This window comes from Streptomyces sp. NPDC001351 (genome assembly GCF_042896045.1).
Lineage (GTDB): Bacteria > Actinomycetota > Actinomycetes > Streptomycetales > Streptomycetaceae > Streptomyces.
The window spans coordinates 237,627-262,565 of the sequence record NZ_JBIAWS010000011.1 but is presented as its reverse complement, the minus strand read 5'-3'; the positions used below and the strand labels follow the sequence as shown (position 1 = coordinate 262,565).

Here is a 24,939-nt window from a genome sequence, read left to right as displayed (position 1 = left end):
GTCCGGCCGCCCCCCACCCCGGTCAGGAACCCAGGACCTTCTCCAGCGCCCCGAGCGCGGACTCCAGTTCCTCGCCGGTGATCGTCAGCGGCGGCGCCAGCCGAATGGTGGAGCCGTGGGTGTCCTTGACCAGGACCCCCTCGCGCTGGAGGCGTTCGCTGATCTCGCGGCCGGTGCCGATGGCCGGGTCGACGTCGACGCCCGCCCACAGGCCGCGGGCGCGGAAGCGGGCGACGCCCTTGCCGACCAGGGCGGCCAGACCACCGCGCAGGACCACGCCCAGCTCGGCCGCCCGGCGCTGGTACTCGCCCGTCTCCAGCAGCTCCACGACGGCCGTGCCGACCGCGGCCGCCAGGGGGTTGCCGCCGAACGTCGAGCCGTGCTCGCCCGGACGCAGCACGCCGAGCACGTCCCGGCGGGCGACCACCGCGGACACCGGCACGATGCCGCCGCCCAGCGCCTTACCCAGCAGCAGGACGTCCGGGACGACGCCCTCGTGCTCGACGGCGAGGGTGCGGCCGGTGCGGCCGAGGCCCGACTGGATCTCGTCCGCGATGAAGAGACAGCCCTTGCGGCGGGTCAGCTCGCGCACCCCGCGCAGATAGCCCTCGTCGGGGATGACGACGCCCGCCTCGCCCTGGATGGGCTCGATGAGCACGGCCGCGGTCGTCTCGTCGACCGCCGCCTCCAGCGCCGCCAGGTCGTTGTACGGCACGATCCGGAAGCCCGGTGTGAACGGGCCGAAGCCCGCCCGAGCGGTCTCGTCCGTGGAGAAGCTGACGATCGTCGTCGTACGGCCGTGGAAGTTCTCCGCCGCGACCACGATCGTCGCCCGGTCGGCGGGGACGCCCTTGACCTCGTACGCCCATTTGCGGGCCACCTTGATGCCGGACTCGACCGCCTCGGCGCCCGTGTTCATGGGCAGCACCATGTCCAGACCGGTCAGCTCGGCCAGCCGCTCGGCGAACTCGGCGAGCCTGTCGTTGTGGAAGGCGCGCGAGGTGAGCGTGAGGCGGTCCAGCTGGCGGTGGGCCGCCTCGATCAGCGCCGGGTGGCGGTGGCCGAAGTTGAGGGCCGAGTAGCCGGCCAGCATGTCGAGGTAGCGGCGGCCCTCGACGTCCTCCACCCAGGTGCCCTCGGCACGCGCGACGACCACGGGCAGCGGATGGTAGTTGTGCGCCAGGACCGGTTCCTCGGCGCGGATCAGCTCGGCGGACGAACGCGTGGTCACGGGAGCGGTCATGAACGGATCTCCTGAGTGCAGCACTTGATGCCGCCGCCTGCCTTGCGGAACTCGGACAGGTCGACGGGCACGGGGACATAGCCGCGGTCGGCGAGGGCGGTGGCGAGGGACTCGGCCTGGGGCGCGATGAAGACGTGGCGGCCGTCGGAGACGGAGTTGAGGCCGAAGGCCAGCGCGTCGTCCAGGGTGGCGAGCACCGCGTCCGGATACAGCCGGGCCAGGACCTCGCGGCTGCCCGGGGAGAACGCCTCCGGGTAGTAGGAGATGTTGTCGTCGTCCAGGACGAACAGCGCGGTGTCCAGGTGGTAGAAGCGCGGGTCCACCAGCGTCAGGCTGATCACCGGGTGGCCGAAGAACTCCTGCACCTCGCGGTGCGCCTCACGGGTGGTACGGAACCCGGTGCCGGCCAGGACGTAGCGGCCCGTCCAGACCAGGTCGCCCTCGCCCTCGCAGACGGCCTCGGGACGGTGGACGTCGAAGCCGGCCGCCTTGAACCACGTGTCGTAGTGGGTGGACTCCGGGCGCCGCTCGGGCGCGTGGAAGAGGGAGCCGAAGACGCGGCCGTCGACGACGACCGCCGAGTTCGCGGCGAAGACCATGTCCGGGAGTCCGGGGGCCGGCTCCAGGGTGTCGACGGTGTGACCATGGGCCCGGTAGGCGCCGATCAGCGCCTGCCACTGCTCCTGGGCCAGGTCCACGTCGACGCGGACGTCGGGTTGCATCCAGGGGTTGATCGCGTACTGCACGGCGAAATGTCTGGGTTCGCAGACCAGGAAGCGCCGCCGGCGCGGCACACGGGAATCGGACACAGAGGGGTTCCTCCGCTTCCTGCGGTGTCGAGGGTGGGTTGACACCAAGGTAGGAAGTGACGGAGTCGGGCGACAAGGAACGAGAATTGCGTGTCCGCGCAGGAATGCTGCGTCTTGGGCCGGTTTCGCGCAGCGCTGCTGCGTGCTCGGACGTTTATTCGGGAGCCGGTTGGGTGGCGCCCGCCTCCGGGCTCTCCGGGAGCAGATGGGACAGCACCATCACGCTGATCGTCTTGCGGATGAAGGGCTCGATGCGGATCCGCTCCAGGACCTCCTCGAAGTGGTCCACGTCCCGCGCCCGCACATGCAGCAGCGCGTCCGCGCCGCCGGTCACCGTCATCGCCGCCGTGATCTCCGGATGGTTGCGGACCACCTCCGCGAGCCGCCTGGGCGGGGCCGCGCCCTCGCAGTACACCTCGACGTACGCCTCCGTGCGCCAGCCCAGCGCCGCCGGCTGCACGGTGGCAGTGAACCCGGTGATCACACCCGTCTCGCGCAGCCGGTCCACCCGCCGCTTGACCGCCGTGGACGAGAGCCCGACGGCCGCACCGATCTCGGCGAAGCTCGTCCTGGCGTTCGCCATCAACGCGGTGATGATCTTCCGGTCGAGCTCGTCGAAGGGGGCCGGCCTGCTGTTCATGTGGGCACTGTATCCAGTACGAACGTCCACACCACGGCACATGTCCACCCGTGCGGATTCCACCTACACTCCGGGTTCATGCTGCGCGCCCTCGCCGTCGACGACGAACGCCCCTCGCTGGAGGAACTGCTGTATCTGCTGAACGCGGACCCCCGCATCGGCAGCGCGGAGGGCGCAGGCGACGCGACCGAGGCGCTGCGCCGCATCAACCGGGCGCTCCAGTCCGGTCCGGGCGGCCCCGAGGCCATCGACGTCGTCTTCCTCGACATCCACATGCCCGGCCTCGACGGACTCGACCTGGCCCGGCTGCTGACCGGGTTCGCCAAGCCGCCGCTGGTCGTGTTCGTCACCGCCCACGAGGACTTCGCCGTACAGGCCTTCGACCTGAAGGCCGTCGACTACGTCCTCAAGCCCGTCCGCAAGGAACGCCTCGCGGAGGCCGTCCGCCGGGCCGCCGAACTCACCGGCACCACCCCGCGCATCCCCGTGCACGAGCCCGACCCCGACCAGATTCCGGTCGAACTCGGCGGTGTGACCCGCTTCGTCGCCGTCGACGACATCACCCACGTCGAGGCCCAGGGCGACTACGCCCGCCTGCACACCGACAGGGGCAGCCACCTCGTACGGATCCCGCTGTCCACCCTGGAGGAACGCTGGCGCTCCCGGGGCTTCGTCCGCATCCACCGCCGCCATCTGGTCGCCCTGCGCCATGTCGGCGAACTGCGCCTGGACGCGGGCACGGTGAGCGTCCTGGTCGGCGCCGAGGAACTGCAGGTCAGCCGCCGCCACGCACGCGAACTGCGGGACCTGCTGATGAGGAGGCCCTGACCGTGCCCATCCAGGACCCCGCCGAGCGCCGCGTCGTCGTCACCGGCCCGCCCCGCCGCACCCGCCGCGCCTCCGGCTACTACCGCCCGCGCACCGAGATCGACGAACAGACCACCCTCGGCCACACCTACGTCCGCTCCCTCATGCGCACCCAACTCCGCGCCGGCCTCGCCGTGTTCGCCTTCCTCGGCCTCCTCATAGGCCCGCTGCCCCTGGTCTTCGCGGCCACAACGGACGCCCGCCGCCTGCAGTGGGTGATCCTCGGCTTCTGCCTCTACGCCCCGATGGTCCTGCTCGCCCTGTGGTACGTCCGGCGCGCCGAGCGCAACGAACGGGACTTCGTGCGCCTCGTAGAAGACCGATGAACTCGAGCTACGCCGTCCCGGCGGTGGCCCTCGTGGTCGTGGCGACCGTCCTGGTCGGCGCCTTCGGCCTGCGCATCTCCCGTACCACCTCCGACTTCTACGTCGCCTCCCGCACCGTCGGCCCCCGCCTCAACGCGGCCGCCATCAGCGGCGAGTACCTCTCCGCCGCCTCCTTCCTGGGCATCGCGGGCCTGGTCCTGGTCCAGGGCCCCGACATGCTCTGGTACCCGGTCGGCTACACCGCCGGCTATCTGGTCCTGCTGCTGTTCGTCGCCGCCCCGCTGCGCCGCTCCGGCGCCTACACGCTGCCCGACTTCGCCGAGGCCCGGCTGGCCTCGCAGGCGGTACGGCGGCTGGCCGGGGCGTTCGTCGTCGGTGTCGGCTGGCTGTATCTGCTGCCCCAACTGCGGGGCGCGGGGCTGACGTTGACGGTGCTGACCGGGGCGCCCGGCTCGCTCGGCGGGCTGATCGTGGCCGTCGTCGTGGTCGCCACCGTCGCTGCCGGCGGGATGCGCAGCATCACCTTCGTCCAGGCCTTCCAGTACTGGCTCAAGCTCACCGCCCTGCTGGTGCCCGCGCTGTTCCTGGTCCTCGCCTGGCAGGGCGACGGCGCGCCCCGCCACGCCTTCGAGGAACCGGCGACCTTCCGCGAGCAGCGCGTCGTACGCGTCGACGACAGCCTCGACCTGACACTGGACCGGCCGCTGACCGTCACCGTGACCGGCACGGTCGACGGCCGCACCCGCGACGGCGGTCGGATCCGACTCCCCTCCGGCACCCACCACATCGAGCGGGGCACCCGGCTGGCCTTCGCCAAGGGCACCACCGTCCCGGCCGCCGACCGCGACACCAACGGCGGGATGTCCACCTCGCTGGCCTCGAGCCGCGAGGAACGCCCGCTGTACGCCACGTACGGGCTGATCCTCGCCACCTTCCTCGGCACCATGGGGCTTCCGCACGTTGTCGTCCGCTTCTACACCAGCCCGCACGGCGTCGCCGCCCGCCGCACCACCGTGGCCGTACTCGGCCTGATCGGCGCCTTCTACCTCCTGCCGCCCCTGTACGGCGCCCTCGGGCGGCTCTACACCCCCGAACTCACCCTCACCGGCGACGCGGACGCCGCCGTCCTGCTGCTGCCCGACCGCATGATCGGCGGCGTGGGCGGCGACCTGCTGGGCGCGCTGGTGGCGGGCGGGGCCTTCGCCGCGTTCCTGTCCACGGCGTCAGGGCTGACCATGGCCGTGGCCGGGGTACTCACCCAGGACGTCCTGCCGACGCGCGGCGTACGCCACTTCAGGCTCGGCACGGTGCTCTCCATGGCGGTGCCGCTCGCCGCCAGCGTCATCGTCGGCGGGCTTCCGGTCGCCGACGCCGTCGGGCTGGCCTTCGCGGTGTCCGCGTCGTCCTTCTGCCCGCTGCTCGTCCTCGGCATCTGGTGGCGCAGGCTGACCCCGCCGGGCGCGGCCGCCGGGATGCTGATCGGCGGCGGTTCGGCGTTCCTGGCGGTGGCCGCGACGATGGCGGGCTTCCCCGGCACGGGCTCGCTGCACGCCTTACTGGCCTGGCCCGCCCTCTGGTCGGTGCCGCTGGGCTTCCTCACCATGGTGCTGGTGTCCTTGGCCACCCCGGGCCGCGTGCCGGGCGGGACGGAGGCGATCCTGGCGAGGTTCCATCTGCCGGAGGAACTGCGCGCGGAGGTGAAGGCATGAGCGGATTCCTCGCCGGACTGTGCGTGGCCGTCCTGCCGTTGCTCGCCGCCGGGTTCTGGCTCGGCCGGCGCACCGCCCGCCCCGAGAGCCTCGGCGGACTCGGCACTCCGGTCGAGCACGCCACCTTCCAGACCCTGCACACCGCCTCCCTCGCCGCACCCCCGCTGCGGGCCGGGCTGACGGAGGAGACCGCCCGCAAGTCCGCCCGCCGGCTGCGCACCCTCCTCGGCACGGACGCCCTGTGCTTGACGGACCAGAAGGAAGTTTTGGTCTGGGACGGCGTCGGCGGCCACCACCGCGACGAGATCATGGAACGCCTCGCCGGACCGCTGGAGACCGGCCGCGGCGAGGCCTTCCGCCTCAAGTGCCCCGATCCGGACTGCCAGGTGCGCTGGGCGGTCGTCGCCCCGCTCACCGTCGACGACCGCGTGCACGGCGCCCTGGTCGCCTGCGCGCCCCGCGAGTCCGCCGTCCTCGTCCGCGCCGCCGGGGAGGTCGCCCGCTGGGTGAGCGTCCAGCTGGAGCTGGCCGATCTCGACCAGTCCCGCACCCGTCTGATCGAGGCCGAGATCAAGGCACTGCGCGCCCAGATCTCCCCGCACTTCATCTTCAACTCGCTCGCGGTGATAGCGAGCTTCGTCCGTACCGACCCTGAACGCGCCCGCGAACTCCTCCTGGAATTCGCCGACTTCACCCGCTACTCGTTCCGCCGGCACGGCGACTTCACCACTCTGGCCGACGAACTGCACGCCATCGACCACTACTTGGCGCTGGTGCGGGCACGCTTCGGCGACCGCCTCTCCGTCACCCTGCAGATCGCCCCCGAGGTCCTGCCGGTCGCGCTGCCCTTCCTGTGTCTGCAGCCGCTCGTCGAGAACGCAGTCAAGCACGGCCTGGAGGGCAAGGCGGCGCCCGCCGGCAAGAGCCACATCAGCATCACCGCGCAGGACGCCGGCGCCGAGGCCCTGGTCGTCATCGAGGACGACGGCGCCGGCATGGACCCCGACCTGCTGCGCCGCATCCTCGCCGGCGAGGTCAGCCCCTCCGGCGGCATCGGACTGTCCAACGTCGACGACCGGCTGCGCCAGGTCTACGGCGACGACTACGGGCTCGTCATCGAGACCGCCGTGGGAGCGGGCATGAAGATCACCGCCCGGCTGCCGAAATACCAGCCGGGAGTGCACTCGGCCGGGCGGCCGAGCGAGGAATGAACGGCACGTGCCGCGGATGCGTCACGTGCTGCGGGAGGCGACCATCCCGAGGGTGAGCAGCCCCAGCACGACCCAGCCGAACCACAGCCAGCCGTTGGAGCCGAGGGCCACCGTGTAGGCGGTCACCACGACCAGGCCGCCGACCGTGATCGCCCCCATCGCCTTCGTAGAACCGTCCGTAGAACCGGGCATCGCAACACCCTCCTCAGGATTCGTCCCCCTCCATGGTGCCCCCGTTCTGCTTGCGGACGGTGCAGACGACGAAATGCGTGCCCGACTTCCAGGCGCCCTGGCTGCTCCAGGAACCGGAGGTGTAGACCGACGGGTCGAAGCCGTAGTCCCGCGGCGGCACGTCCTTCGCACAGGCCGCGTCCGACCGCGTACGGGCCTCGGTGAGCGTGACGTCCTGGCCCAGTTGGGTGAAGCCGAGCACCTGCTCGTCGTGCGGGCCGCCGCAGGACACCAGCCGGGCGTCCCGGGCGGAGCGGGTCTGCAGGCAGTCACGGCGCTGCATGTTCGCCGTGTCGGTGAAGTCCGAGCCGACCTTGCGCCGATCGCCGAGCGGCCCGTACACCGGCCCGTGCGCTCCCAGCACCAGACAGGCCGTGCGCCGTCCCGCGGCCTCGAACCCCGCCCCGGTCGGCACGACGGCGACGCTGCGGACGTCCGCCAGCCGCTCCCGGATCTCCTGCGTCCGCTCCTCGCACCGGGCCGGACCCAGCGTGCGCGCCTCGTCCGCGGACGCGGCCGACACGAACGCCACCACCTGTCCGTCGGGAGCCTTGTCCCGGCAGCTCGGATCCGGCGTCAGCCGCGGCACCCCCTCGAAACGGTCGCCCGGCCAGTCCGCGAGCACGCACTCCCCGTCCTTGAGCGGCGCCGACAGCCCCACGGCCGAACCGTACGGCGAGGCCGCACCGTCACCGCCGCTCCTCTGGTGCGCCACGGCGTACCAGACCCCGCCCAGGGCCAGCACCAGACCCAGCGAGACGGCAAGGACCGCCCGCAGCGCCCGCGGGAGCTCGCGGCGACGGTGGGCGGGACCGGACAGGGACGCGACGACCGGCCCGAAGCCGTCCACGCCGGGCCGGGGCGGAGGGGGAGCGGCTGCCGGCCCGGCCCAGGGCGGCTGCGAACCCGGGTCGGTCTGCGTACGGGCGTACGCCTCGGCCTGCGGTGTGACGATCCGTGACAGCGCCGCCTCCGCCTCCGGCGCGGACGGCCGCCGCGCCGGATCCTTCACCAGCAGCGCCTGCAGTACGGGGCCGAGCGCCCCCGCGCGCACGGCCGGACGCGGCTCTTCCATGACCACCGCGGTGACCTCGGCGAGGTGCGACTCACGCTCGAAGGGGCCGTGGCCCTCGACGCCGTGGTAGAGCGTGCAGCCCAGCGAGAACAGGTCGGCGGCCGGGGTCGGCGGCCCGCCCGTGGCGCGTTCCGGCGCCAGATAGCCCGACGTCCCCACCAGTACGGACGCCAGCGTGTACCGGGTCTCGCCGGCGTCCGGCTGCACCGAGATGCCGTAGTCGGTGAGCAGGATGCGCCCGTACGGGGCCCCGGAGCGGTCCGGTGCGAGCAGGATGTTCGCCGGTTTCACGTCCCGGTGCATGACGCCCCGCTCGTGCCCGGCGGTCAGCGCGTCCAGCACGGCCAGCCCGATGCGGGCGCACTCCGCGGGCGCGAGGGGGCCGCGCGTCTCGACCAGCTCCTTGAGGTCGACGGCGCCCGCCACGTACTCCATGACGATCCAGGGCAGCCCCTCGTGCTCCAGCACGTCGTGGACCGTCACCACATGCGGATGGCCGCGCAGCCCCGCCGCGTGCCGGGCCTCCGCGCGCGCCCGCGCGACCCGGGCCTCCCGCTCGTCGCTGGCCGGGTCCGGGTCCCGGAACACGATCTCCTTGAGCGCGACCTCGCAGGCGAGTCTCTGGTCGTGCGCGAGCCACACATGGCCCATGCCACCGCCGCCGAGCCGGTTCAGCAGCAGATAGCGGCCGGCGATGACCCGGCCCACTCCCGACGTAGGTGATCCTGATTGCATCCGGTGACTCCCGGGTTCTGCGGAGGCGCTACGTGATCGCGATCGAGGCGGGCCCGGAACTCACGGGCCCGCTCGGGGCAGGTGCGCTGCTCGCCGGCCCGCTGGTGGCCGGAGCGCTCGTGGCCCCGGGCGGGGGTGCGCTGCTGGTCGCCGGTTTGCCGGGCGGTGGGGCGCTGCTGGTGACCGGGGCGCTGCTCGCGGGCGCACGGGTCGTCGACGGCGAACTGGCCGGCGCACTGGACGGGGGCGCCTTGGAACTGGGCGGCGCACTCGACGCCGGGGCGGAGGACGACGGCTCGGAGCCGCTGCTGGACGGCGAGGACGGCGACGACGGAGAAGCTGGTGCGGACCGGGACGACGGCGGCGAGGACGGCGGCGCTGTGGACGGCCCGGACGTCGAGGGCGGCGGGGGAGCGGTCGACCCGTGGTCAGCCCCCTCGGCGACGCTCAGCGTCACGTACGCCCCGAACCCCAGCCTGCTCCCGGCCGGCGGGTCCGACGCCGTCACCCGCGCGTCGTCGGGCGGTCGCGCCGTCCCGTCGTACCCGACCGCGAGCCCCGCGTCGGCCAGCCGTCGGCTCGCCGCCCCGAACGTCGTCCCGGTGAGCCGGGGCACGGCCCGTTCCTTGCGCGTGTCGAAGGTCTTGTCGTGCGCCCCCGTCGTGCCGACCGGCCGGTCGATGCCCAGGGCGGGATCGCCGACATCGACCAGAACGAGCCGCTGCATTTTCCGGGGCGCCGGCTGCACCGCCACCACGGAGGAACGCTGATATCCCTGCCACTTCTTGTTTCCGTCCCCGAACTTGACCGAAATCCTGTTCGTGTCACCCGTGAAGGGGCGCAGTGGATTTCCGCACGAGCACTTCACAGCCGGAAGTCCCTGTTCATCGACGAGGACGGCGATTCCCGCCTGCAGCAGGGAGTTGAAGGGAACAGCCTTTCCCTTCTTGTAGTCGTGATTCTGCACGAGCGTGTCGTGACGCAGGAGAACGGGAGTGAGCCGGTCCAGGTATCCCGGAATCTCATCCGTGGTGATGTTCAGCGCTGTCGCCCACGCCTGCGCCTTCTGATGATTACCGGGATCCGTGAGGAACGCCTTGAGCCGCTTGACGTCGCAGATGGTCGGTTGCCTCGTGCCCCCGTACAGACCGGGCGTGTCCCCCTGCTGCAGACTCCCCTGCACCGTCTGCGGCCTGATCGCGGCGTCATGGCCCAGCCCGCTGCCCTCGTCGAAGAAGGGCGCGAGGGACGGAACTCCCGCGGCCACCGCCTTCACGACGAGCAGCGGTGTACTTCGATCACAACCGCTGAGCGCCAGTACGAAAACGAGCAGGACGGCGACCTTGCGAATCGCCGATTTCCCGGCCCCTTGCATAAATGCGCGAAGTGTCATCACCGCTCCCCCCGGCGGTTCCCCCCATGCGCTTCATGCTACTGAATGCTTCGGAATGGCGAGGCCTTTACTGCCCGCGTGCGTTCAATGAGGCCAAATAGGCGTTGTATGCCTCGAGTTCCTTGTCGCCGTCACGGTCGGCGGCCCGGTCCTTGCGCCTGGCCTGCCGCTGCTCGGAGCCGTACCACTGGAACAGCAGGGCGATCAGCACCAGCACCGAGGGAATCTCGCTGAACGCCCAGGCGATGCCGCCGGCCGCGGTCTGGTCGGAGAGCGCCTCGATGCCGAGCGAGGCGGGCGGGTTCTCGAACGTCTTCACCATCGGCGTCGAGGCCATCATCAGCGCGATGCCGAAGAACGCGTGGAACGGCATGCCCGCGAACAGCTCCAGCATCCGCATCAGATAACCCGGCCGCTGCGGCCCGGGATCCACCCCGATGATCGGCCAGAAGAACACGACGCCCACGGCGAGGAAGTGCACCATCATCGCGATGTGCCCCGCTCTGGAGCCCATCAGGAAGTCGAAGATCGGTGTGAAGTACAGCGCGTAGAGGCTCGCGATGAACAGCGGAATGGTGAACGCGGGATGCGTGATGATCCGCATGTACCGGCTGTGCAGCAGCATCAGCAGCAGTTCGCGCGGTCCCTTGCGGCCGTTGCCCGCGGTCGGCAGTGCGCGCAGGGCCAGCGTGACGGGCGCGCCGAGCAGGATCAGGATCGGCGACAGCATGCTGATGATCATGTGCTGCACCATGTGCACGCTGAACATGACCATGCCGTAGTCGTTGAGCCTGGTGCACATCACGAGCCCGATGGTCAGCACACCGAGGACGAACGACACCGTCCGCGCCGCCGACCACTTGTCCCCGCGCCGCCGCAGCCGCACCACGCCGTACGCGTACAGCCCGAGCCCCACCAGGCAGGCCACGAGGAAGAACGGGTCCGCCGACCACTGAAGACCCCGCCCCAGCGTGAACGGCGGCAGATCCATGGTCATGCCGTGCCCGCTGTGATCCATCCAACGGCTCCTGATTCGTGGGGGTTGTGCGCTGTCTGTCCGGACCCAGAGTAGAACCGCCCCCGGTCGCTGCTGCGACCGGGGGCGGACTCTTCCATTCCGTACGAGATCAAACGCGCACTACAGAACGCACTCCGCCTCGTCGTACCGCTCGGAGGGAACCGTCTTCAGGGTCTCCACGGCCTCGGCCAAGGACACCATCACGATGTCAGTCCCCCGCAGCGCGGTCATCTTGCCGAACTCACCCCGGTGCACCGCCTCCACGGCGTGCCAGCCGAAGCGGGTGGCGAGCACACGGTCGTACGCGGTCGGCGTGCCGCCCCGCTGGACGTGACCCAGGATGACCGGCCGGGCTTCCTTGCCCAGCCGCTCCTCCAGCTCGGTGGAGAGCTGGCGGGCGATCCCGGCGAAGCGCTCGTGGCCGTAGATGTCCTTGCCGCCCTCGTCGAACTCCATGGACCCGGCCTTGGGCTTGGCGCCCTCCGCCGCCACGACGATCGCGAAGCGCTTGCCGGCCTCGAACCGCTCGCCGACCCGCCTGGCCAACTCCTCGATGTCGAAGGGCCGTTCGGGGACGACGATGGCGTGGGCGCCGGCCGCCATGCCGGAGTGCAGTGCGATCCAGCCGGTGTGGCGGCCCATGACCTCCACGACCAGGACGCGCTGGTGGGACTCAGCGGTGGTCTTCAGCCGGTCCAGGGCCTCGGTCGCCACGCCGACGGCGGTGTCGAAGCCGAAGGTGACGTCCGTGACCGCGATGTCGTTGTCGATGGTCTTCGGGACGCCGACGATCGGCAGCCCGCTGTCGTACATCAGCCGGGCCGCCTTCAGCGTGCCCTCACCGCCGATGGGGATGATCGCGTCGAGGCCGAGCTCCTCGACGTGACCCTTGGCCCGCTCCACCCCGTCGCGCAGATGCGAGGGCTGGACCCGGGAAGAGCCGAGGATGGTGCCGCCGCGGGCCAGGATGCCGCCCACCGCGTCGAGGTCGAGCTTGAGGTAGTCGCACTCCAGGAGGCCTTTCCAGCCGTCCCGGAAGCCGATGACCTCGTCGCCGTGGTCGACGACGGCGCGGTGCACGACGGACCGGATGACGGCGTTCAGGCCGGGGCAGTCGCCGCCGGACGTGAGGACACCAATGCGCATAGCCCGAAAGAACCTTCTCAACGTGGGCCGGGACCGGACCCCGTCGTCCGGCACGAACCCCGCCACCCTAGCGGCAGGAGGGGGCGGGGCCGAAGCATGCGTCCGCCTGCTGGACGACCCCGCTCACCTGTGCGGACGGGCCGTCAGACGGGCCGGTTGAGACGGCCTTGCATCCAGGTGTCAGGCGGGTTGCTGGGCTGCTGCGATGCGCTCGTTGCGCAGCGCCTCGTACCAGCGGTCGTCGGTCGGGGGCAGCGCGTTCACGTCAAGGGCGAGCTTCAGCAGCAGGTCCGCGATCTGCGGGTTCCGCGCCAGCACCGGCCCGTGCATGTACGTGCCGAAGACCGTGTCGTTGTACGCGCCCTCCGTACCGTCGCCCGTGCCGTTGCCGTTGCCGAGCTTGACCTTGGCGAAGGGGCGGGCCGTCGGGCCGAGGTGGGTGACGCCCTGGTGGTTCTCGAAGCCGGTCAGCGGGGGCAGGCCGAGCCGCGGGTCGATGTCGGCGAGCACGTCACCGACGCAGCGGTCGCCTTCACCCCGTACCGAGACCACGTCCAGCAGCCCGAGGCCGGGCTCGCGCTGGCCGAGGTCGTTGATGAACTCGTGACCGAGGATCTGGTAGCCGGCGCAGACCGAGAAGACGATCGCGCCGTTCTCCACGGCCCGGTGCAGTCCGCCGTCCCGGCGCAGCCGCTCGGCCGCGAGCCGCTGCGGACGGTCCTCGCCGCCGCCGATCAGATAGATGTCGCCGGAGGTCGGGATGGCCTGGTCGCTGCGCACGTCCAGGCGCGCCACGTCGAGGCGGCGCTGGCGGGCCCGGCGCTCCACCACGAGGGCGTTGCCCTGGTCGCCGTACGTGCTGAGCAGGTCGGGATAGATCCAGACGACCCGCAGCTGGTTGTCGCTCACAAAAGTCCCCTGAGTGTCAGTTGCCGACGCGGCGGCGCAGGTCCTGGAAGGCGGTGTAGTTGGCGATGACCTCGATCCGGCCGGGCGGGCTCATCTGCACCGCCTGGTCGAGGTCGTCGCAGACCTGGAAGTGCTGGTTCGCGACCTCCAGACGCACCGCGAGGTCCAGCTTGCGGTCGCCGATCACGCAGATCGGGTGGCCGCTCAGGCGTGTGTAGTCGACGTCCCACAGCCAGGAGGTGTCGGTGCCGTCGGCGCCGCGCGCGTTCACGGAGAGGATCACCGGGGTCGGCGGAGGATCGATCAGGCTGAACGTTTCGAGCCAGCCCGCCGGGTTCTTCGCCAGCAGCAGGCGCAGGTCGCGCTGCTGGAACTGCACCACGTCGTAGCGCCCGGCGACGGCCTGCACCTGGTACATGCGTTCCAGGGCGACCTGGGGCGGCACACCGAAGACGGCGGCCACGGCGGCGGAACTGGCCGCGTTCGCCTTGTTGGCGCGCCCGGGCAGCTGCAGATGGATGGGCCACGCGGACCCGTGCGGGTCAAGGACGTGATCCCCGGAGAGCGCCCAGCTCGGCGTGGGCCGGCGGAAACCGCACTCACCGCAGAACCAGTCGTCGCCCGGGCGCTGCATCACACCGCCGCACGACGGGCAGGACCAGGCGTCGTCCTTCCACATCTGCCCGGCGGCGACCCAGATCACATTGGGGGAGGAGGACGCGGCCCACACGACCAGTGGGTCGTCGGCGTTGGCGACGATGACGGCCTTCGACCCGGCGAGCCCCTCGCGCCAGTTCTCCGCGAGCATGCGGGTCTCCGCGGCGCGGTCGAGCTGGTCGCGGGAGAGGTTGAGCAGCGCGATGCACTTCGGGTCGGTGTCCCGGGCGACGCCGGCGAGGTACTTCTCGTCGACCTCGATGACCCCGAACCGGGCGTCCGAGCTGCCCGCGAGGGCCGAGGTGATGCCGGCCGGCATGTTGGCGCCGAGCGCGTTGGAGACGACCGGGCCCGCGGCGCGCAGCGCCTCGGCGATCAGCCGGGTGGTCGTGGTCTTGCCGTTGGTCGCCGAGACCAGGGTGACGTCCAGGTTCTGGGCGAGCCGCGCGAGGAGGTCGGGGTCGAGCTTGAGCGCCACCCGGCCACCGATCACCGAACCGCTCCCGCGCCCAGCGGCGCGCGATGCCGCCGCGACCGCCTTGCCCGCGGTCACGGCCAGCTTGGCCCGCGGCGTGAGCGGGTCCGAGTTGCCTGCCATGAGTTCTCGATCCTCCTTGCGTACGCGCCGCGCCTCTGCCTGACGGCAACGTGGTGTGGACCTCAGCCTATCGAGATCCATTCACAGTCCCGAACCGCCGTACCCTGACGGTCATGCGAAACAGCTCCATTCCGGGCGCCCGAGGCCGCGTCCGGCCCCTCACCCTGCTCGGGGACCCGCTTCTGCACATCCCGTGCGAGGAGGTGACCGACTTCGGCCCGGGACTCGCGGCCCTCGTGGAGAACCTGTTCGCGACGATGTACGCGGCGCAGGGCGTCGGCCTGGCGGCGAACCAGATCGGTGAACCTTTGCGCGTCTTCGTGTACGACTGCCCCGATGACGAGGACGTCCGCCACGTCGGCCACGTGGTGAACCCCCGGCTCGTCGAGAAGGACGGCGTGGTGATCCGCGGCCCGGAGGGCTGCCTGTCCCTACCGGGCCTGGAGGCCGGGACGGAACGCTACGACCATGCGGTGGTGGAGGGCTTCACGGCGACCGGAGAGCCGATCACCGTCCATGGGACGGGCTTCTTCGCCCGCTGCCTGCAGCATGAGTGCGACCACCTCGACGGCAGGATCTACGCGGACCACTTGAAGGGCTGGCGCCACCGCAGACTGATGCGCCAGGTGACGCGAGCGTCCTGGCGCCGGTGAGTGCACGGCTTTTGCTTTCAGGGGCGCGGGCCTGTGTCAATGTGCGGCTCCGCCGCGCGGGCGCGATCAACCCCCACCGGCCCGCAGACGCAGAACAACCGTCAGAACCCAGGCCCACCTATCTTGTCGCCGGCCGCAGCCAGGCGACCCCACAGCAGATCCGCCAGGCTCCGCACCAACTCCCCCCGAGAACAAGGCCGTTCCCCCAGCCACCAGTCCCCGGCGGCATGCATCATGCCGACGATCCCGTGCCCCCACACCCGAGCCAGCTGCTGCCCTCCGGGCCCGAGATCCAGCCGGTCCTCGATGACCTGCGCCAACTCCTCGCCCATACGCCGCAGCAGCGGAATCGAATGCTTGCCGACGTCGAAACCCTGCTCCCCGCCCGGGCTGCCCTCCGCCGGATGCATCAGGAACCGGTACACCTGCGGACGTGCCTCGATCGCCGCGAGATAGGTGTCGAGGGTGGCCTCGACCCGCTCCCGCCGGTCCGCCGGGGCGTCCAGCGCCGCGCGGAGCGAGTTCAGCAGCGCGTCGGTGTGCCGCTTCGCCAGCGCGGCGTACAGCCCGCTCTTGTCGCCGAAGTGCCGGTACAGGATCGGCTTGGTGATGCCGGCCTCCGCGGCGATGGCGTTCATCGAGGCCTGCGGTCCGTCGCGCAGCACCACTCGGTCCGCGGCCTCCAGCAGCTCGCGCCGACGTCGGTCGGCGGACCGCTGCTGCTCGGTCCGCTGCGTGGTGTCCATGAGCTCTCCCCACCCGTGCTTATTCGGTGACGCCTGCGCAAACTAACACTCAGCATGGCCCCTGCATCGAACGGGCTGCCGACCCGTCCCGACCGTCAGCAGGAGTTGACTTCTCCTACCCGCGAGTAACAGACTGGAGTTACCGCTAGTAACATGCAAGAGCACCGCCGCCGCTGGAGGGGACATGGCCGAGTTCACCATGGAGCTCAACGACGAACAGAAGGAGGTCCGGGACTGGCTGCACGGCTTCGCCGCCGATGTCATCCGCCCCGCGGCCGCCGAATGGGACGAGCGTGAGGAGACTCCCTGGCCGGTCATCCAGGAGGCCGCGAAGGTAGGCATCTACTCCCTCGACTTCTACGCCCAGCAGTACTTCGACCCCACCGGCCTGGGCATTCCGATGGCCATGGAGGAGCTGTTCTGGGGCGACGCGGGCATCGCCCTGTCGATCGTAGGCACGGGACTGGCCGCCGTGGGCGTTCTCGCCAACGGAACCGAGGAACAGATCGGCACCTGGATCCCGCAGATGTACGGCGATGTGAACGATGTCAAGGTCGCCGCGTTCTGCTCCTCCGAGCCCGACGCCGGCTCCGACGTGGCCTCCATGCGTACGCGGGCCGTGTACGACGAGGCCAAGGACGAGTGGGTGCTCAACGGCACGAAGACCTGGGCGACCAACGGCGGCATCGCCAACGTCCATGTCGTGGTCGCGGTCGTCGACCCGGAGCTCGGCTCCAAGGGTCACGCGTCCTTCATCGTCCCGCCGAACACGCCGGGCCTGTCCCAGGGACAGAAGTTCAAGAAGCACGGCATCCGCGCCTCGCACACCGCCGAGGTCGTCCTGGAGGACGTCCGCGTCCCCGGCTCCTGCCTGCTCGGCGGCAAGGAGAAGCTCGACGAGCGCCTCGCCCGGGCCCGGGAGCGGGCGAAGGCGGGCGGCGAGCGCGTGAAGAACGCGGCGATGGCCACGTTCGAGGCGTCCCGCCCGGCCGTCGGTGCGATGGCGGTCGGGACCGCCCGTGCCGCGTACGAGGTGGCCCTGGACTACGCGAAGACGCGTGAGCAGTTCGGCCGCCCGATCATCGACAACCAGGGCGTGGCCTTCCAGCTCGCGGACATGCGTACGTCCATCGACGCCGCTCGGCTGCTGGTGTGGCGGGCCTCGTGGATGGCGATCAGCGGCAAGCAGTTCACGGCCGCCGAGGGGTCGATGTCGAAGCTGTTCGCGAGCGAGACGGCCAAGAAGGTCACCGCGCAGGCGGTGCAGATTCTCGGGGGCAATGGTTATACCCGGGAGTACCCGGTGGAGCGGATGCACCGCGATGCCGCGATCTACACGATCTTCGAGGGTACGAGTGAGATTCAGCGGTTGGTGATCGCTCGGACGCTTTCGGGGATGTCGATTCGGTAGCGCCGTTGGGGGGAGCTGTGTGATTCGGTCTGCGAGTTGTCGGTGGCTGGTCGCGCAGTTCCCCGCGCCCCTGTCGGGGCGCTTCACTCACCGGTGTTTGAGTGGTGTGAGTTGTTCGATGTCGTAGCGGCGGCGTAGGTCCTCGATTGCCTGGTGGTCCGGGGGACCGCCGCTGCCCAGGATTTCCAGCAGCTCCTCGAAGTACCGCTCGTGATCGGGCGGCGGGGACGCCTGGAAGAACATCTTCGCCGGGGTGCCGGTCGGGTTGGCGAAGGCGTGCGGGCACCCGGGTGGTACGACAATGACCGTGCCCGGGGTCGCCCGTACCACCCGATTGCCCGAACTCGACTCCCAGCGCTGCCAGTTGTCGGGGGTCCGTACCCGCGGCTCGAAGGCGAGGACGTCCAGTTCGCCTTCGAGCACGTAGAACAACTCCTCGCTGCGCGTGTGCACATGGGCGCCGACATCGAAGCCCGGCGGCACCTCCACCTCGAAGGTGGACGCCATGCGCGAGTGGTTGCCGGTCACCTTGAACGTCACGCGCTGGGCCGGCGTCTCCACGACCCGGCCGTGGCCCGGCGGTACCAGCAGACCCTCCGTCGCCGTCACCGACTGCTCACCAGGTGACCGGCAGTGCTTCGGGACCGCGAATCAACGCCCCCTTCTTGAAGGGCACTTGGTCCGGCGGTACGGCGAGCTCGAGACCCGGCACCCGGTCCAGCAGCGCGTCGACGAGCAGCTGCGACTCCAGCCGGGCCAGCATGCCGCCCGGGCAGTAGTGCGGGCCGAAGCCGAACGACACATGGGGGTTCGGGGCGCGGGTGAAGTCGATCGTCTCCGGGTCCGGGAAGACGTCCGAGTCGCGGTTGGCGGCCAGGTAGGAGACGTAGACCGGGTCGCCCGCGCGGATCCGTACGCCTCTGATCTCCACGTCCTCCATCGCGATGCGCGAGAGACCGACCGCGTTGCGGTGCGGGATGTAGCGCAGCAGCTCGTCGATGGCCTGGGGGCGGATCTCCGGCTCGGCGCGCAGCCGCTCGGCCAGGTCCGGGCGGGTCAGCAGGAGGTAGAACATCTGGCCGCTGTTGTTGGTGACCGCCTCGCCGCCGATCTGCAGGAGAACGGCCAGACCCACGGCCTCCTCCAGGGTGATCTCCTCGCGGCCGACGGCGGCACCGAGCAGGGACGTCACGTCCTCGTCGGAGCTGCCCTCCCGCAGGCCGATGAGGTCGGCGAAGTAGGCGCCCATCTCGTTCTTGGCCTTCTCGCTGACCTTCGCGCCGTGCGAGGAGGACAGGATCAGCTGGGTCCAGGTGTGCATGCCGTGCCGGTCGGCGGCCGGGACGCCCATCAGCTCGCAGATCACCGCGATGGGGAAGGGGCTGAGGACGGTCGCGGTGAGGTCCGCCGGCGGACCGTCCTGCAGCAGCTCGTCGACCAGCTCGTCCAGCAGCCGCCGGGACCGCTCGCGCACCCGCTCCACGCCCTTCGCCGTGAACGCGGCGGCGACCGAGCGGCGCAGCCGGGTGTGGTCCGGCGGATCGAGGAAACCGACCGCGCCGCGCTGCGGGATGAAGTGCGGGGCGAGCCGGGTGACCGGCTGGTCCATGACCGCCTCTCGGCTGAAGCGGGGGTCGTTGGTCACCATGCGCACATCGTCGTAGCGCGTGACCAGCCAGGCCCAGCCCTCGCCGTTGGGCAGCTGGATGCGGGTGACGGGGCCCTCGCGCATCAGCTCGGCCAGCACCGGGTCGAAGTCGACGCCGGTCAGGTCGAGGGCCGGCCAGTGCCGGATCGGAGGGAGGGTCTCGGTGAGGGTTTCTTCAGTCATGCCGTACTCATGCCGTCCTGTGGTCGGGGCTGTGCCAGCGGCCCAGCGCCATCTCCGCGGTGATGCCGGGCCCGAACCCGGCCAGCAGCCCGCGCGCCCGGTGCTTCGCCCCGCCCTCGTCGAACATCCGGCGCAGCGCGTCGAGGACGACGGCGCTGGCGATGTTGCCGTACTCGGTGAGCGTGGCCCGGCTGAACCGGAACGCGTGGGGGTCGACCTGCAGAAACTTGCTGAGGTCGTCGAGAATGCGCGGGCCGCCGGCGTGAATGATGTAGAAGTCCAGGTCGGAGGCGTCCCAGCCGTGCCGGCCTGCCAGCTCCTGCAGCGCCGGCGCCAGCGGTTCCATCGTGCCCGGCACCCGCTTGTCCAGCAGGAAGTGGAATCCGGTGGCCCGGACGTCGTACATGATCCACTCCTCGGTCTTGGGGATCAGGTACGAGCCGTTGCGCACCAGCTCGATGCCCTCGCCGCCCTGTCCGCGCACCACCGCGGCGGCGATCCCGTCGCCGAACAGGCCGTTGGAGAGCAGGGATCCGACGCCCAGGTCGGTGGGCTGGTAGCACAGCGAGCAGAACTCGCAGGCCACGATCAGCGCATTGGCGTCGGGGTAGGCGGAGCAGAAGTCGTGCGCCCGGTTGATCGCGGCTCCGCCGGCCGCACAACCGAGCTGGGCTATGGGTATCTGGCGGGTGGTGCTGTCGAAACCCATCTCGTTGATCAGCCAGGCCGTGAGCGAGGGCATCATGAAGCCCGTGCACGACACGTAGATGATCACGTCTATGTCCTTGGTGAGCAGCTCGGCGTCGTCGAGCGCCCGCTGTATGACCGCGGGGACCCGGGCCTTCGCCTCGGCCTGGTAGACCTTGTTGCGCTCCTCGAAACCGGGATGCTTCAGCGTCTCTTCGATGGGCTGCACGATGTGCCGGGTGCGAACGCCGGTGTTCTCGATCAGCCGGAGGGCCAGCGGCAGTTGTGGGTGGTCGGCGTGGCGGGAGCGTGCGAGCTCCAGCGTCTCCTCCATCGTGATCACGTGCTCTGGGACGGACACCGAGGGTCTGCACAAAGTCGCCATGAACCGTCCTGCTTTCGCCGTCCGGAAGGCTTTCGCCCCCCGGGTCGAAAAGGGTTCACCTCTGGGGGTGGTTCACCCACGATCACCCGACGAGGCGACGATCTCGCGCCGGACTACTCCGTATCGGGGACCCCGTGCCAAGGTCGGAGCAGGAGCCCCGCATCCGATCCCATGGAGGACGCAATGACGCGTACGGCCACGGAACTGCTGGAGACGACCACCGCGAAGCTCGCCCCGGACCCGCAGGCCAACCCGCTCGTCCCCCTCATCGCCCGGGGCGAGGCCTCCCGCGACACACTCGCCACGCTGGCTCTGGAACAGCGCTGGGTGATCCCCGCGGACCGCCGCGCGTTCCTCCATCTGGCCCAATGCGCCACGGAGGAACCGGAGGCCGCCGCGTTCTTCGAGATGCTCGCCGACGGAGAGGCGCTGGCGGCCGAACGGCTGCAGCCGTTCGCGCAGGCATGCGGCATCGACGAGGCAAGGACGAGGGCCTACGAGCCGCTACCGGGCTGCCAGGCCTATCCGTCCTACGTCGCCTGGCTCGCCCTCAACGCCTCCCCGACGGACGCGGTCCTGGCCATCACCGCCAACTTCTCGGCGTGGGGCGGCTATTGCGCCACCATCGCCCAGGCTCTACGGGTCCACTACGGCTTCCAGGACGAGTCCTGCGCGTTCTTCGACTTCTTCGCCCAACCGGCCCCGGAGCTGGACCACAGGGCGACGGCGGCGGTGCAGGCGGGCTTGGACACCGGGTTCCTGAATGTGGAGCTCGCACACGGCTACGGCCGCCTGCTCCAAAGCTACGAGTCACTTTTCTGGTCGACGTTGCTGCAACTGGCCCATTAGGGGGCGCGGGGCTGCATCAATGTGCGGCTCCGCCGCCCTACGGCGTACTCCCGCTGCTGTGAGCAATACACGCCACATCAATACGATCGGCCAGCTTCGCCAACTCAATGGTCAACGCCGCCACGGTGTCCTCATCGAGCCCCGCCTCCCCGTCCTCGACCAGGTGCAGCCACCTTCCACCCACCGTCCGCAGAAGCTTGCTCACATCAGCCGCAGCCACCTGCAGGACACCGCGGTCATCGACGATCAGAGGCAGAGTCACTTCGCGGTTCACAACCGGGATGTTAGCCGCGCAGCACTCACGCACCGTGCCAAACCGTGGTGATGTTGCAGAACTCCCGGATTCCGTGCCCGGACAGCTCACGCCCGTAACCGGACCGCTTGACCCCGCCGAACGGGAACGCCGGGTGGGAGGCGGTCATCCCGTTGACGTAGACGGCGCCCGCCTCCAGGTCCCGTACGAAGCGGTCCACCTCCGCCTCGTCCCGCGTCCATACGTTCGAACTCAGCCCGAACGGCGAATCGTTGGCGATGAGCACGGCCTCGTCGAGGTCGGAGGCGCGATACAGCGTGGCGACGGGCCCGAAGGCCTCCTCGCGGTGGATGCGCATCTCCCGGGTGATCCCGGTCAGTACGGTCGGCGGGTAGTACCAGCCGGGCAGCTCGGGCCTGCGCAGCCGATGGCCGCCGCACAGCACCTGGGCCCCGCTCCGCCTCGCGTCCTCGACGAGCTCCTCCAGGTCGTCGCGTCCCTGCTCGCTCGAGAGCGGCCCGACGTCCGTGTCCTCCTCCATCGGGTCGCCCACCTTCAGTGCCTTCATGCCCTCGACGAAGCGTTCGGCGAAGGCGTCGTAGACGTCCGTGTGCACGATGAACCGTTTGGCGGCGATGCACGACTGCCCGTTGTTCTGCACCCGCGCGGTGACCGCGATCTGCGCGGCCCGGTCGAGGTCGGCGGACGGCATGACGACATACGGGTCGCTGCCGCCCAGCTCGAGCACCGTCTTCTTGACCATGTCCCCGGCGGTGGACGCGACCGCCCGTCCGGCGGGCTCGCTGCCGGTGAGGGTGGCCGCCTTGACGCGTTCGTCGCGCAGGATGTCGTCGACGGCGCCGGAGCCGATCAGCAGCGTCTGGAAGCAGCCCTCCGGGTAGCCCGCCTGGTGGAACAGGTCCTCCAGGAACAAGGCGGTCTGCGGGACGTTCGAGGCGTGCTTGAGCAGGCCCACGTTGCCCGCCATCAGCGCGGGCGCCGCGAACCGGATCACCTGCCACAGCGGGAAGTTCCACGGCATCACCGCGAGAACGGGGCCGAGCGGCCGGTAGCGGACCCGGACGCGGGAGGCGCCCGAGTCCTTGACGTCGAACTCCGAGGGCTCCTCGTCCGCGAGGAGTTCCTCGGCGTGGTCGGCGTACCAGCGCATCGCCTTGGCGCACTTGGCGGCCTCCGCACGCGCCTGCTTGATCGGCTTGCCCATCTCGGTGGTCATGACGCGGCCGATGTCCTGCTGGATCTCGTCGAGGAGAGCGGCGGCCTTGTTCATGAGGCGGGCGCGTTCGGCGAAGGGCGTCGTCCGGTACGTGCGGAACGTCGCCTCCGCGAGCTGGAGCCGGCGCTCGAGCTCCTCCTCGCCCATGGCCTCGTACGTCTTGAGTGTCTCGCCGTTCGCCGGGTTCACCGTCGCGATGGGCATGGCTGACCTCCTGGGGGCGGGCTTGATTCGACCTTCCCGCGCGCTGCCGGTGACCGCAACGCGTGGGCGGCCGTGCGGTTACTCCGATTCCTGCGAGTGCTCCGCCAGCCGGTCGAGAAACGCGGACTGCGCCTTGACGATCACATCCCGGGCGCGGTCTAGCCCGAACCACTCCACCCGGTCCAGCTCGGGGAACTCCTGCGTCTGCCCGGACCTGGGCGGCCACTCCATCCGGAAGGTGCCGGGCACGATCGTCGCCGGGTCCAGGTCGGCCTCGACCGCCCAGGCCGTGACGGTCTTGCCGCCCGTCTGCCGGACCTCGCCCAGCGCCACGGCCTCCCCGTCGGGCGGCTCGAGACCCAGCTCCTCCTGGAACTCGCGCCGGGCCGCCTCCCAGGCCGTCTCCTCCTCGGGCTCGTACTCGCCCTTCGGGACGGTCCACGCCCCTGCGTCCCGCTTGGCGTAGAACGGACCGCCCATGTGGCCGAGCAGGACTTCCAGGCCGCCGCCGGTGTACCGGAACAACAGCAGGCCCGCGCTGCGCCTGCCGCTCATGGCTGCACCTCCGGGTGCGCCGCGAGCAGCGTCTCGACCGTGTCCGCCTCCTCCGGGCGCTTGTCCTCGCGGTAGCGGACCACGCGGGCGAAGCGGAGGGTGACGCCGGCCGGGTAGCGGGTGGACCTCTGCAGGCCGTCGTAGGCGATCTCGACGACGAGTTCGGGGCGTACGGTCACCACGTAGCCGTTGGTGCCGGTCGCGAGCTCCTGCAGGCGTTCGGTCTGCCAGGTGAGCATCGCGTCGGTCATGCCCTTGAAGGTCTTGCCGAGCATGGCGAAGGAGCCGTCGGGGTTGCGGGCTCCGAGGTGGAGGTTGGAGAGCTTGCCGGTGCGCCGGCCGTGGCCCCACTCGGCGGCGAGCACCACCAGATCGAGCGTGTGGACGGGCTTGACCTTCAGCCAGGACGCGCCGCGCCGGCCCGCGCTGTAGGCGGCGTCGAGGCCCTTCACGACGACGCCCTCGTGACCGCGCTCCAGGGTGGCGGCGAGGAAGTCCTCGGCCGCGCTCACCTCCTCCTGACCGGAGACCAGCGCGCGCCGTACTCGCATCGGCTCGGGGACCAGCCGGGCCAGCTCCGCGTGCCGCTCGGCGAAGGGCAGGTCGAGCAGGTCGCGGTCGTCCACGGACAGCGCGTCGAAGAACACGGGGGAGACGGGGACCGTCTCGGCGGCCGTCGCCACGTCCACGCGTGAGCCGACGCGCCCGGCCGTCTCCTGGAAGGACCGGGGCCGCCCGTCCGCCCCGAAGGAGATCACCTCCCCGTCCAGGATGAACCGGCGGACCTTCAACTCCAGTGCGGCGGCGGTGAGTTCGGGCAGGCGGTCGGTGATGTCGTCGAGGGTGCGGGTGTAGATCCGCACGCTGTCGCCGTCCCGGTGGACCTGCACCCGGATGCCGTCCAGCTTCTCCTCGACCGCGCACGCGCCGAGCTTGTCGACCGCCTCGGCCACCGAGGAGGCGCTGTGCGCCAGCATCGGCAGGACCGGGCGGCCGACGGTGAGGCGGAAGTGGTCCAGCGCCGCCGGCCCGTCGGCGAGCAGCGCCTGCGCCACCGTCTGCAGGGAGCCCGCGAGCATCACCGCCCGGCGTACGTCCGCGGGCGGTGCCCCGGTGGCCTGCGCCAGGCCCTCGACGGCGACGGCGTCCAGGGCGCCCTGCCGCACCTCACCGGTGAGCAGCCCGAGCAGGAACCGCTGCTCGTCCTCGGTGGCCGCAGCCATCAACTCGCCGACCAGGCGGCTCCGTTCGGCCTGCGAGCCGGTGCCCGAGACCTTGCCCAGCTCACTCAGGAGGGCGTCCACCTCCCGCACGGTGAGCGTGGGTCCGGCGGCCGGGGCGACCGGGCGGCCGAGCACCTTCCAGCCGACGCCGAGCCGCCCCTGCGGCAGCCGTCCCGCCAGATACGGGATCACGATCGGCACGTCGTCCGCCTCGGCGTCCCGGAACAGCTCGGCGAGCAGAGCGATCTTCCGGGACCGCGCCGAGGTGGCGGCGATCTCCTGGGAGACTTGGGCCAGGCGGGCGAGCAGCATGCAGACATCCTCCAACGGAGGCGGGC

24 protein-coding genes and 1 pseudogene are annotated in these 24,939 nt (G+C 70.8%); 7 read left to right on the top strand and 18 right to left on the bottom strand.

What is annotated here, in order from left to right; all coding sequences use genetic code 11:
- Positions 1 to 22: 22 nt before the first annotated feature.
- The 3 genes from rocD to ACFY1U_RS35730 all read right to left on the bottom strand — a co-directional run bounded on the left by rocD (position 23) and on the right by ACFY1U_RS35730 (position 2,692).
- Positions 23 to 1,243, bottom strand: coding sequence for an ornithine--oxo-acid transaminase (rocD, locus tag ACFY1U_RS35740; RefSeq protein WP_390698187.1), 1,221 nt, complete (start codon positions 1,241 to 1,243; stop codon positions 23 to 25).
- The gene (gene ddaH / locus ACFY1U_RS35735; RefSeq protein WP_390698186.1) at positions 1,240 to 2,052 is read right to left on the bottom strand and encodes a dimethylargininase; all 813 of its coding nucleotides are present in this window, start codon (positions 2,050 to 2,052) and stop codon (positions 1,240 to 1,242) included. The genes rocD and ddaH overlap by 4 nt, the downstream gene beginning before the upstream one ends.
- A 154-nt stretch (positions 2,053 to 2,206) precedes the next feature.
- Complete coding sequence (locus ACFY1U_RS35730) at positions 2,207 to 2,692, bottom strand: Lrp/AsnC family transcriptional regulator (RefSeq protein WP_351479364.1); 486 nt, start codon at positions 2,690 to 2,692, stop codon at positions 2,207 to 2,209.
- Between the two features lie 78 nt (positions 2,693 to 2,770).
- On the opposite strand from ACFY1U_RS35730, the gene ACFY1U_RS35725 reads away from it, so the two are divergent.
- The 4 genes from ACFY1U_RS35725 to ACFY1U_RS35710 are packed head-to-tail and all read left to right on the top strand — an operon-like array spanning position 2,771 to position 6,805.
- Positions 2,771 to 3,520 carry a LytR/AlgR family response regulator transcription factor gene (locus ACFY1U_RS35725; RefSeq protein ID WP_390698185.1) on the top strand — a complete coding sequence of 250 codons (750 nt, stop codon included), beginning with the start codon at positions 2,771 to 2,773 and terminating at the stop codon, positions 3,518 to 3,520.
- A gap of 2 nt (positions 3,521 to 3,522) precedes the next feature.
- Positions 3,523 to 3,885 (top strand): hypothetical protein, encoded by a 363-nt coding sequence (locus tag ACFY1U_RS35720; protein ID WP_390698184.1) that lies wholly within the window; start codon positions 3,523 to 3,525, stop codon positions 3,883 to 3,885.
- Complete coding sequence (locus ACFY1U_RS35715; RefSeq protein ID WP_390698183.1) at positions 3,882 to 5,594, top strand: cation acetate symporter; 1,713 nt, start codon at positions 3,882 to 3,884, stop codon at positions 5,592 to 5,594. The genes ACFY1U_RS35720 and ACFY1U_RS35715 overlap by 4 nt, the downstream gene beginning before the upstream one ends.
- On the top strand, positions 5,591 to 6,805 hold the full coding sequence (locus ACFY1U_RS35710; protein ID WP_390698182.1) for a sensor histidine kinase: 1,215 nt from the start codon (positions 5,591 to 5,593) through the stop codon (positions 6,803 to 6,805). Before ACFY1U_RS35715 ends, ACFY1U_RS35710 begins: the two co-directional genes overlap by 4 nt.
- Before the next feature lie 21 nt (positions 6,806 to 6,826).
- Here ACFY1U_RS35710 and ACFY1U_RS35705 read toward each other — a convergent pair whose 3' ends face one another.
- The 7 genes from ACFY1U_RS35705 to ACFY1U_RS35675 form a co-directional block, all read right to left on the bottom strand.
- On the bottom strand, positions 6,827 to 6,997 hold the full coding sequence (locus tag ACFY1U_RS35705) for a hypothetical protein (protein WP_030928253.1): 171 nt from the start codon (positions 6,995 to 6,997) through the stop codon (positions 6,827 to 6,829).
- Positions 6,998 to 7,010: 13 nt separating this feature from the next.
- Positions 7,011 to 8,846, bottom strand: coding sequence for a protein kinase (locus ACFY1U_RS35700; protein ID WP_390698181.1), 1,836 nt, complete (start codon positions 8,844 to 8,846; stop codon positions 7,011 to 7,013).
- A 28-nt stretch (positions 8,847 to 8,874) separates the two neighbouring features.
- Positions 8,875 to 10,221 carry a DUF6777 domain-containing protein gene (locus tag ACFY1U_RS35695; RefSeq protein WP_390698238.1) on the bottom strand — a complete coding sequence of 449 codons (1,347 nt, stop codon included), beginning with the start codon at positions 10,219 to 10,221 and terminating at the stop codon, positions 8,875 to 8,877.
- Between the two features lie 85 nt (positions 10,222 to 10,306).
- A complete protein-coding gene (locus ACFY1U_RS35690; protein WP_390698180.1) occupies positions 10,307 to 11,257 on the bottom strand; it encodes a cytochrome c oxidase assembly protein in 951 nt (316 codons plus the stop codon).
- A gap of 120 nt (positions 11,258 to 11,377) precedes the next feature.
- Positions 11,378 to 12,403 (bottom strand): 6-phosphofructokinase, encoded by a 1,026-nt coding sequence (locus ACFY1U_RS35685; RefSeq protein ID WP_390698179.1) that lies wholly within the window; start codon positions 12,401 to 12,403, stop codon positions 11,378 to 11,380.
- 180 nt (positions 12,404 to 12,583) lie between these two features.
- The gene (locus ACFY1U_RS35680) at positions 12,584 to 13,312 is read right to left on the bottom strand and encodes a type 1 glutamine amidotransferase (RefSeq protein WP_390698178.1); all 729 of its coding nucleotides are present in this window, start codon (positions 13,310 to 13,312) and stop codon (positions 12,584 to 12,586) included.
- Between the two features lie 16 nt (positions 13,313 to 13,328).
- Positions 13,329 to 14,567: a MurT ligase domain-containing protein gene (locus tag ACFY1U_RS35675; protein ID WP_390698176.1), complete on the bottom strand. Its 1,239-nt coding sequence runs from the start codon at positions 14,565 to 14,567 to the stop codon at positions 13,329 to 13,331.
- Positions 14,568 to 14,680: 113 nt separating this feature from the next.
- On the opposite strand from ACFY1U_RS35675, the gene def reads away from it, so the two are divergent.
- On the top strand, positions 14,681 to 15,220 hold the full coding sequence (gene def / locus ACFY1U_RS35670; RefSeq protein WP_390698175.1) for a peptide deformylase: 540 nt from the start codon (positions 14,681 to 14,683) through the stop codon (positions 15,218 to 15,220).
- Between the two features lie 101 nt (positions 15,221 to 15,321).
- On the opposite strand, the gene ACFY1U_RS35665 is transcribed toward def, so the two are convergent.
- Positions 15,322 to 15,966, bottom strand: coding sequence for a TetR family transcriptional regulator (locus tag ACFY1U_RS35665; protein WP_390698174.1), 645 nt, complete (start codon positions 15,964 to 15,966; stop codon positions 15,322 to 15,324).
- Between the two features lie 184 nt (positions 15,967 to 16,150).
- On the opposite strand from ACFY1U_RS35665, the gene ACFY1U_RS35660 reads away from it, so the two are divergent.
- Positions 16,151 to 17,377, top strand: coding sequence for an acyl-CoA dehydrogenase family protein (locus ACFY1U_RS35660; RefSeq protein ID WP_390698173.1), 1,227 nt, complete (start codon positions 16,151 to 16,153; stop codon positions 17,375 to 17,377).
- Between the two features lie 87 nt (positions 17,378 to 17,464).
- Here ACFY1U_RS35660 and ACFY1U_RS35655 read toward each other — a convergent pair whose 3' ends face one another.
- From ACFY1U_RS35655 to ACFY1U_RS35645, 3 genes and pseudogenes are all read right to left on the bottom strand, one after another.
- A complete protein-coding gene (locus tag ACFY1U_RS35655; protein ID WP_390698172.1) occupies positions 17,465 to 17,986 on the bottom strand; it encodes a cupin domain-containing protein in 522 nt (173 codons plus the stop codon).
- Between the two features lie 7 nt (positions 17,987 to 17,993).
- Positions 17,994 to 19,208: a cytochrome P450 gene (locus ACFY1U_RS35650; RefSeq protein WP_390698171.1), complete on the bottom strand. Its 1,215-nt coding sequence runs from the start codon at positions 19,206 to 19,208 to the stop codon at positions 17,994 to 17,996.
- A 7-nt stretch (positions 19,209 to 19,215) separates the two neighbouring features.
- Positions 19,216 to 20,295: pseudogene (locus tag ACFY1U_RS35645) on the bottom strand (type III polyketide synthase); the annotation flags it as partial.
- 168 nt (positions 20,296 to 20,463) lie between these two features.
- Between ACFY1U_RS35645 and ACFY1U_RS35640 the strand changes: the two are divergent.
- Positions 20,464 to 21,129 carry a transcriptional regulator gene (locus ACFY1U_RS35640; protein WP_390698170.1) on the top strand — a complete coding sequence of 222 codons (666 nt, stop codon included), beginning with the start codon at positions 20,464 to 20,466 and terminating at the stop codon, positions 21,127 to 21,129.
- Positions 21,130 to 21,166: 37 nt separating this feature from the next.
- Here the strand turns inward: ACFY1U_RS35640 and ACFY1U_RS35635 are convergent, their stop codons facing one another.
- From ACFY1U_RS35635 to ACFY1U_RS35620, 4 genes are all read right to left on the bottom strand, one after another.
- Entirely contained in the window at positions 21,167 to 21,403 is a 237-nt protein-coding gene (locus ACFY1U_RS35635; protein WP_390698169.1) for a DUF6213 family protein, read from the bottom strand.
- Positions 21,404 to 21,428: 25 nt separating this feature from the next.
- Positions 21,429 to 22,823: an NADP-dependent succinic semialdehyde dehydrogenase gene (locus ACFY1U_RS35630; protein WP_390698168.1), complete on the bottom strand. Its 1,395-nt coding sequence runs from the start codon at positions 22,821 to 22,823 to the stop codon at positions 21,429 to 21,431.
- Between the two features lie 78 nt (positions 22,824 to 22,901).
- Positions 22,902 to 23,378: an NUDIX domain-containing protein gene (locus tag ACFY1U_RS35625; RefSeq protein WP_390698167.1), complete on the bottom strand. Its 477-nt coding sequence runs from the start codon at positions 23,376 to 23,378 to the stop codon at positions 22,902 to 22,904.
- Positions 23,375 to 24,913, bottom strand: coding sequence for an ATP-dependent DNA ligase (locus tag ACFY1U_RS35620; RefSeq protein WP_390698166.1), 1,539 nt, complete (start codon positions 24,911 to 24,913; stop codon positions 23,375 to 23,377). The genes ACFY1U_RS35625 and ACFY1U_RS35620 overlap by 4 nt, the downstream gene beginning before the upstream one ends.
- Positions 24,914 to 24,939 lie beyond the last annotated feature (26 nt).